Below are 7,813 nucleotides of genomic sequence, written 5' to 3' on the forward strand. Positions count from 1 at the left end.
GCCCTCTGCGAGATCCCGGCCGGCTACAAGCAGCCGGTGCTGGTCTCCGGCACCGACGGCGTCGGCACCAAGCTGCGCCTGGCGCTGAACCTGAACAAGCACGACAGCATCGGCCAGGACCTGGTCGCCATGTGCGTCAACGATCTGGTTGTGTGCGGTGCCGAGCCACTGTTCTTCCTCGACTACTACGCCACCGGCAAGCTCAACGTGGACGTAGCCGCCACCGTGGTAACCGGCATCGGCGCCGGTTGCGAACTGGCCGGTTGCTCGCTGGTCGGTGGTGAAACCGCCGAAATGCCAGGCATGTACGAAGGCGAAGATTACGACCTGGCCGGCTTCTGCGTAGGCGTGGTGGAAAAGGCCGAGATCATCGACGGCTCCAAGGTTGCCACCGGCGACGCGCTGATCGCCCTGCCGTCCTCCGGCCCGCACTCCAACGGCTACTCGCTGATCCGCAAAATCCTCGAAGTGTCCGCTACCGACATCGAGAACACCCAGCTGGATGGCAAGCCGCTGACCGACCTGCTGATGGCCCCGACCCGCATCTACGTCAAGCCGCTGCTGCAGCTGATCAAGAACACCGGCGCCGTCAAGGCCATGGCCCACATCACCGGTGGCGGCCTGCTGGACAACATTCCGCGCGTCCTGCCGAAAAACGCCCAGGCCGTGGTCGACGTGGCCAGCTGGCAGCGCCCGGTAGTGTTCGACTTCCTGCAGGAAAAAGGCAACGTCGACGAGCATGAAATGCACCGCGTGCTGAACTGCGGTGTCGGCATGGTCATCTGCGTAGCCCAGGACCAGGTCGAAGCGGCCCTGAACGAATTGCGCGCCGCCGGTGAACAGCCGTGGGTGATCGGCCACATCGCCGAGGCCGCTGAAGGCGCTGCCCAGGTCGAGCTGCAGAACCTCAAGGCACACTGATGCCAAGCAAGACCTGCAATGTAGTGGTACTGCTGTCGGGCTCCGGCAGCAACCTGCAAGCCCTGATCGACAGTTGCCAGGGCCAGGACAGCACGGCGCACATCCGCGCGGTGGTGTCCAACCGCGCCGATGCCTACGGCCTGCAGCGCGCTGCGGCCGCCGGCATCGACAGCGCCGTGCTCGACCACACCCGCTACGACGGCCGTGAAGCCTTCGATGCCGCGCTAATGGCGTGCATCGACGGCTTTGCCCCGGACCTGGTGGTACTGGCCGGCTTCATGCGTATCCTCAGTGGCGACTTCGTACGCCACTACCAGGGCCGTCTGCTCAATATCCACCCGTCGTTGCTGCCCAGATACAAGGGCCTGCATACCCACCGCCGGGCCCTGGAGGCAGGCGACGCCGAGCATGGCTGCAGCGTTCACTTCGTGACCGAGGAACTCGATGGCGGGCCACTGGTCGTACAGGCTGTGGTGCCGTTGGTGTCTGATGACACCGTCGAAAGCCTGGCTCAGCGGGTGCACTGTCAGGAACATCTGATCTATCCGCTGGCAGTGCGCTGGTTTGCCGAAGGGCGCTTGCGTCTTGGTGAACAGGGTGCATTACTGGATGGCCAGCCGCTGCCCGCCAGCGGTCATTTGATTCGATCCTAGGAGAACTTATGCGTCGCGCCCTGCTCTTGGCACTTGCCGTGCTCGCCCTGCCCCTCCAGGCAGCTGATCTGAAGCCGTTCTCGGCCAGCTACACCGCCGACTGGAAGCAACTGCCCATGAGCGGCACCGCCGAGCGCAGCCTGGTCAAGAACGCCAACGGTACCTGGGACCTGAACTTCAAGGCTTCCATGATGATCGCCAGCCTGACCGAGCAAAGTACCCTGCGCCTGGAAAACGACACTCTGCTGCCGCAGAAGTACCACTTCGAGCGCGGTGGCCTGGGCAAGGCCAAGAAGGTCGACCTCAATTTCGACTGGACCGCCAAGAAGGTCACTGGCAGTGACCGTGGCGATGCCGTCAGCCTGCCGCTGAACCGCGGCGTGCTGGACAAGTCGTCTTATCAGCTGGCCCTGCAGCATGATGTGGCCGCTGGCAAGAAGAGCATGACTTACCAGGTGGTTGATGGTGACGAGATCGACACCTACGACTTCCGCGTACTGGGTACTGAAAAGGTCACCACCAAGACCGGCCAGGTCGATGCGGTAAAGGTCGAGCGCGTGCGCGACCCAAGCCAGAGCAAACGCATCACCGAGCTGTGGTTTGCCAAGAGCTGGGACTACTTGCTGGTGCAACTGCGCCAGGTGGAGACCGATGGCAAGGAGTACGTGATCGTGCTGCAGGATGGCACGGTCGATGGCAAGCCGGTGAAAGGCAACTGATACTGCCCTGCCAGCAACACCTGAAGCCCCGCCCAGTGCGGGGCTTTTTCATGGCTGGGCGGCCTACATGAAACTTGTTTCATGCCTGTTTTATTTACTTAGCCTGCTAACAAACTCTATAAAGAAGGTGTGCGACACAGTGTCGCAGCCAACTGAAGAAGTGGAGTTTACCGATGACAGTCCAAGTAACCGAACGCGACGAATCGAAAATGTCCCACGAAGGCCTGGCCGCTGGCGTGCGGATCTGGGATGTGCACCAGCAAGGCCAGCTGGTGGGCATGTTCCACAATGAGCACGAAGCGCATCAGTACCGTGTAGAACTGGAAGACCTGGAAAACCAGCGCACCACGTAATGACCGGGCTTTCAACGCAATGACCCAGCCTTCAAAAGAAAAACCCCGCCAAGGCGGGGTTTTTCGTGCTTACCACATCAGATCGTCAGGGATCTTGTAGGCCGCGTACGGGTCGTCCTCGTCCGCTTCCTCGACATGGGTGTTGAGCAACAGGATGCGACCAGGGTCACGCTCCTGGATCTTCACTGCCGCTTCTCGCGGAATCACCTCGTAACCACCACCATGGCCCACCACAGCCAATGCACCGTTGCTCAGCCGGGTACGCATCAGGGCGTTGACGGCGATGCGCTTGACCTTCTTGTCGTCGACGAAGTTGTAGTAGTCCTCGGTATTGAGCTTGGGCAGGCGGGTAGCTTCGATCAGTTGCTTGATCTGCGCGGCACGGGCCTTCTGCTCGGCCTTTTCCTGCTGCTGGCGGTTCAGCTCCTGGTCACGCTTGGCTTTTTCGGCCATGGCTTCCTTGGCCAAGCGCTGCTGACTGTCGTCCACCTCGACCTGGCCCTTGTGTTCCAGGCGTTTCTGTTTCTTCTCGGCCTTGGTGGCCTGAGAAACCTGTTTCTGGTTGACCAGACCGGCTTTGAGCAATTGGTCGCGAAGGGAAAGGCTCATGAATGTTCACTCACTTATGCAACAGCTCAGCCGCAGCTGGGCAGGTTCTTTTCCTGACGTTTGGCTTCACCCCAAAGGGCGTCCAGCTCGTCAAGGCTACAATCTTCAATGGGGCGGCCACTGTCGCGCAATGCCTGTTCGATAAAGCGAAAACGCCGCTCGAACTTGCGGTTGGCGCGGCGTAGGGCATTTTCCGGGTCCTGCTTGAGGTGCCTGGCCAGGTTGACGGCGGCAAACAGCAGGTCACCGACTTCATCTTCCAACGCATCGGCGTCGCCATCGGCCATGGCCTGAAGCACTTCATCCAGCTCTTCGCGCACCTTGTCCAGCACCGGCAAGGCCGCTGGCCAGTCGAAGCCGACCGTGGCCGCGCGTTTTTGCAGTTTGGCTGCCCGCGACAGCGCCGGCAAGGCTGCCGGCACATCGTCGAGCAGCGAGAGCTGTTCGGGCTGGCTTTTTTCGGCGCGTTCTTCGGCCTTGATCTCTTCCCAGCGTGACTTGACCTGGGCTTCGCTCAGGCTGGGGGTATCCACCGGGGCGTAGAGCTCGCCGGTGGGGAAGACATGCGGATGGCGGCGGATGAGTTTGCGGGTGATGCTGTCGACCACGCCATCAAACTCGAAACGCCCCTCCTCCCGGGCCAGCTGGCTGTAGTAGACCACCTGAAACAACAAGTCGCCCAACTCGCCCTGCAGGTGCTCGAAATCGCCGCGTTCGATGGTGTCGGCGACTTCGTAGGCCTCTTCGATGGTATGCGGGACGATGCTCGCGTAGTTCTGCTTCAGGTCCCATGGGCAGCCGTATTGCGGGTCGCGCAGGCGGGCCATGAGGTGCAGCAGGTCGTCGAGGGTGTAGGTCATTCAGGCAGGTCCTTCGGTGGTGGCTTCTTCGCGGGTGAACCTGCTCCCACAGGTGCGGGAGCGGGTTTACCGGCAAAGCAGGCGCCGCGGTCTCAAGGGGTACGGTTACGCCGCGTCTCGATGATGTTCGGCAGCTGCGAGATCCGCCCCAGCAGGCGCCCAAGGGCGTCCAGGCCCGGAATCTCGATGGTCAACGACATCAGCGCGGTGTTGTCTTCCTTGTTCGAGCGGGTGTTCACCGCCAGCACGTTGATCTTCTCGTTCAGCAGTACCTGCGACACGTCGCGCAGCAGGCCGGGGCGGTCGTAGGCGCGGATGACGATGTCGACCGGGTAGGTCTGCACCGGAATCGGCCCCCAGCTGACCTGGATCATGCGCTCCGGCTCCTTGCCGGCCAGCTGCAGTACCGAGGCGCAGTCCTGGCGGTGAATGCTCACGCCGCGGCCCTGGGTGATGTAGCCGACAATGGCGTCGCCGGGCAGCGGCTGGCAGCAGCCGGCCATTTGCGTGAGCAGGTTGCCAACACCCTGGATCTGGATGTCGCCACGCTTGCCGGTACGCGGCCCGGTGGGCTTGCGCGGTACCAGTTCGATCTGCTCGATGCGGTCGGGCTCCAGCAACTGCTGGGCGGCATTGACCAGGTGGGCAAGGCGCAGGTCGCCGGCGCCGAGCGAGGCGAACATGTCCTCGGCGGTCTTGACGTTGGTCTTTTCGGCCAGGCGCTCGAAGTCCACCTGCGGCAGGCCCAGCCGGCTGAGCTCGCGCTCGAGCAAGGTCTTGCCGGCGGCGACGTTCTGGTCGCGCGCCTGCAGCTTGAACCAGTGCACGATCTTGGCCCGCGCCCGCGAGGTGGTGACATAACCCAGGTTGGAGTTCAACCAGTCACGGCTGGGGTTGCCGTGCTTGCTGGTGATGATCTCCACCTGCTCGCCAGTCTGCAGGCTGTAATTGAGCGGCACGATGCGCCCGTTGATCTTGGCGCCGCGGCAGTTGTGACCGATCTCGGTGTGCACGCGGTAGGCGAAGTCCAGCGGCGTGGCCCCCTTGGGCAAGTCGATGGCGTGGCCGTCCGGGGTAAACACATAGACCCGGTCCGGCTCGATGTCGACCCGCAGCTGCTCGGCCAGGCCACCGATGTCGCCCAGCTCCTCGTGCCATTCCAGCACCTGGCGCAGCCAGGAGATCTTTTCTTCGTAATGGTTGGAGCTGGGCTTGACGTCGGTGCCCTTGTAGCGCCAGTGCGCGCACACCCCCAGCTCCGCTTCTTCGTGCATGCCGTGGGTGCGGATCTGCACCTCCAGCACCTTGCCCTCGGGGCCGATCACTGCGGTGTGCAGCGAGCGGTAGCCGTTCTCCTTGGGGTTGGCGATGTAGTCGTCGAACTCCTTGGGGATATGCCGCCACAGGGTGTGCACGATGCCCAGCGCGGTGTAGCAGTCGCGGATTTCCGGGACCAGCACGCGCACGGCGCGCACATCGTAGATCTGGCTGAATTCCAGGCCTTTGCGCTGCATCTTGCGCCAGATCGAATAGATGTGTTTCGCCCGGCCGCTGATGTCGGCATTGACGCCGGTGGCCAGCAGCTCGTTCTGCAGCTGGTTCATCACATCGCTGATGAAGCGCTCGCGGTCCAGCCGGCGCTCGTGCAGCAGCTTGGCGATCTGCTTGTACTGGTCGGGTTCGAGGTAGCGGAAGGACAGGTCTTCCAGCTCCCACTTGATGTGACCAATACCCAGGCGGTGCGCCAGCGGCGCATAGATGTCGAACACCTCGCGTGCGACACGCAGGCGCTTCTCGTCGTCAGCAGCCTTGACCGCGCGGATCGCACAGGTGCGCTCGGCCAGCTTGATCAGGGCCACGCGCACGTCGTCGACCATGGCCACGAGCATCTTGCGCAAGTTCTCGACCTGCGCCTGCGAGCCCAGCACCAGCGACTGCCGTGGGCTGAGGCTGGCGCTGATGGCGGCCATGCGCAGCACGCCGTCGATCAGCTTGGACACCACCGGGCCAAACCGTTGGCTGACCTCGGCCAGGGTGACCTTGCCCTCGCGCACCGAGCGGTAGATGACGGCTGCCACCAGGGAGTCCTGGTCGAGCTTGAGGTCGGCGAGAATTTCGGCGATTTCCAGCCCCGCCTGGAAGCTGGACGTACCGTCCGCCCAGGAATGCTTGGCCGGGTTACCTTTTTTCTCCACCTCATGGGCAAACTCGCAGGCTTCTTTCAGCGCTGCGCGATCCAGTGCTGAATCGACGCTTACCACATGGTCCAGCCATGCTTCGAGATTGATACTGCCGTCAGTATTGACCGGCTGGTGCACTCTCACCTGTACCATCTTTTTTTTACCTTTCCATACAGCGCAGCACTAATGGATGCGCTGGCGATCACCGTGCGGCCGCCATTCCCTGGAAGCCGCACCAAGGGGCCAGTCAGCTAGCCCGCTTCGAATAACGCCATGGCCTCGACATGTGCCGTTTGAGGAAACATGTCGAGAATCCCGGCCCTTTTTAACCGGTACCCCTGGCCGACCAGCACCTGGGCGTCTCGCGCCAGCGTGGCCGGGTTGCACGATACATAGACCAGCCTGCTGGCCTTGAGGCGGGCGATGCCTTGCACCACCTCGAACGCACCGTCGCGCGGTGGATCCAAGAGTACCGCAGAAAAGCCCTCGGCGGCCCATCCGGCGCCTGCCAAAGGCTGCGATAAATCGGCCTGAAAAAACCGTGCGTTATGCACATTGTTGTTCCGGGCATTGGCTGCAGCGCGATCAACCATCGCCTGCACACCTTCCACTGCCACCACCTCGCGAGCCTGTCGGGCCAGCGGCAGGGCAAAGTTGCCCAGGCCGCAGAACAGGTCCAGCACGCGCTCCTCGGCCTGCGGTGCAAGCCAGGCCAGTGCCTGCTCGATCATCGCGGTGTTGACCTGCGCATTCACCTGCACGAAGTCGCCCGGGCGCCAGGCCAGCTCCAGCTGCCACGGCGCCAGGGTAAAGCCGAGTTGCGCCGTCGGGTCGACCGGCGCGGGCTCACCTTCGCCTTGCAGCCACAACTGGGCATTGGCCTGCTCGCAAAACGCCTGCAGCTTGGCCAGATCGTCTGCCGGCAGCGGTGCAACATGGCGCACCAATAGCGCCTCGGCGGTGCCACTGAACAATTCCACATGGCCCAGCGCCTGCGGTTTGCCCAGCGAGCGAAGTACGGTCGGCAAGTGGCGCAGAATCGACTGCAAGGGCTGTACCAGCACCGCGCAGTCGTCGATGGCGATGATGTCCTGGCTGGCTTCGGCGCGGAAGCCGACCTCAAGCTGACGCGCCTTGACGTCCCAGCGCACGGCCACCCGGGCCCGGCGCCGGTAGCCGAATTCCGGCCCGCTCAGCGGCGCGGCCCATTCCTCTGGCTGTACCCCGGCTACCCGCTGCAGCTGTTCGGCCAGCGTGCGCTGCTTCAGCGCCAGCTGCGCCTCGTGTGGCAGGTGCTGCACGTTGCAGCCGCCGCAGCGGTCGTAGTAGCGGCACGGTGCTTCACGGCGCTCGGGACTGGCCTGCAGCAAGCGCTCCAGGCGCGCCTCGACCACTTTGCCGCGGGCATTGAGCACCCGCGCCTCCACGGCCTCACCGGCCAGGGCGCCACTGACGAACCAGGTACGCCCCTCGACAAAGGCGATGCCACGGCCATCACCAGCCAGGCGCTCGATTTCC

At 63.3% G+C, this 7,813-nt stretch carries 8 protein-coding genes; 4 read left to right on the forward strand and 4 right to left on the reverse strand.

Features of this window, described 5'->3' with window-relative positions; translation table 11 throughout:
- The 4 genes from purM to HP546_RS22375 form a co-directional block, all read left to right on the forward strand.
- On the forward strand, window positions 1-921 hold a 921-nt coding region (gene purM / locus HP546_RS22360; RefSeq protein WP_172229541.1), incomplete at its 5' end, for a phosphoribosylformylglycinamidine cyclo-ligase.
- A complete protein-coding gene (gene purN, locus HP546_RS22365; RefSeq protein WP_172229543.1) occupies window positions 921-1,574 on the forward strand; it encodes a phosphoribosylglycinamide formyltransferase in 654 nt (217 codons plus the stop codon). The genes purM and purN, both read left to right, overlap by 1 nt.
- An 8-nt stretch (window positions 1,575-1,582) precedes the next feature.
- A complete protein-coding gene (locus HP546_RS22370; RefSeq protein WP_172229545.1) occupies window positions 1,583-2,293 on the forward strand; it encodes a DUF3108 domain-containing protein in 711 nt (236 codons plus the stop codon).
- Window positions 2,294-2,466: 173 nt separating this feature from the next.
- Entirely contained in the window at window positions 2,467-2,646 is a 180-nt protein-coding gene (locus tag HP546_RS22375) for a hypothetical protein (RefSeq protein ID WP_172229547.1), read from the forward strand.
- Between the two features lie 69 nt (window positions 2,647-2,715).
- Here the strand turns inward: HP546_RS22375 and HP546_RS22380 are convergent, their stop codons facing one another.
- The 4 genes from HP546_RS22380 to rlmD form a co-directional block, all read right to left on the reverse strand.
- Window positions 2,716-3,255, reverse strand: a complete 540-nt coding sequence (locus HP546_RS22380; protein WP_172229549.1) for a DUF2058 domain-containing protein — start codon at window positions 3,253-3,255, stop codon at window positions 2,716-2,718.
- Between the two features lie 26 nt (window positions 3,256-3,281).
- The gene (gene mazG / locus HP546_RS22385; protein ID WP_172229551.1) at window positions 3,282-4,115 is read right to left on the reverse strand and encodes a nucleoside triphosphate pyrophosphohydrolase; all 834 of its coding nucleotides are present in this window, start codon (window positions 4,113-4,115) and stop codon (window positions 3,282-3,284) included.
- 92 nt (window positions 4,116-4,207) lie between these two features.
- Window positions 4,208-6,448: a GTP diphosphokinase gene (relA, locus tag HP546_RS22390; RefSeq protein ID WP_172229553.1), complete on the reverse strand. Its 2,241-nt coding sequence runs from the start codon at window positions 6,446-6,448 to the stop codon at window positions 4,208-4,210.
- A gap of 98 nt (window positions 6,449-6,546) precedes the next feature.
- Window positions 6,547-7,813 (reverse strand): 23S rRNA (uracil(1939)-C(5))-methyltransferase RlmD (gene rlmD / locus HP546_RS22395; RefSeq protein WP_172229563.1); only part of this gene is annotated, 1,267 nt, incomplete at its 5' end.

This window comes from Pseudomonas sp. CM25 (assembly GCF_013179705.1).
GTDB lineage: Bacteria > Pseudomonadota > Gammaproteobacteria > Pseudomonadales > Pseudomonadaceae > Aquipseudomonas.

Bases quoted from the DNA above. Each gene is read 5' to 3' on its own strand.
- relA (WP_172229553.1), bottom strand. From the start codon at position 6,448: ATGGTACAGGTGAGAGTGCACCAGCCGGTCAATACTGACGGCAGTATC.
- HP546_RS22375 (WP_172229547.1), top strand. From the start codon at position 2,467: ATGACAGTCCAAGTAACCGAACGCGACGAATCGAAAATGTCCCACGAA.
- purN (WP_172229543.1), top strand. From the start codon at position 921: ATGCCAAGCAAGACCTGCAATGTAGTGGTACTGCTGTCGGGCTCCGGC.
- mazG (WP_172229551.1), bottom strand. From the start codon at position 4,115: ATGACCTACACCCTCGACGACCTGCTGCACCTCATGGCCCGCCTGCGC.
- HP546_RS22380 (WP_172229549.1), bottom strand. From the start codon at position 3,255: ATGAGCCTTTCCCTTCGCGACCAATTGCTCAAAGCCGGTCTGGTCAAC.
- HP546_RS22370 (WP_172229545.1), top strand. From the start codon at position 1,583: ATGCGTCGCGCCCTGCTCTTGGCACTTGCCGTGCTCGCCCTGCCCCTC.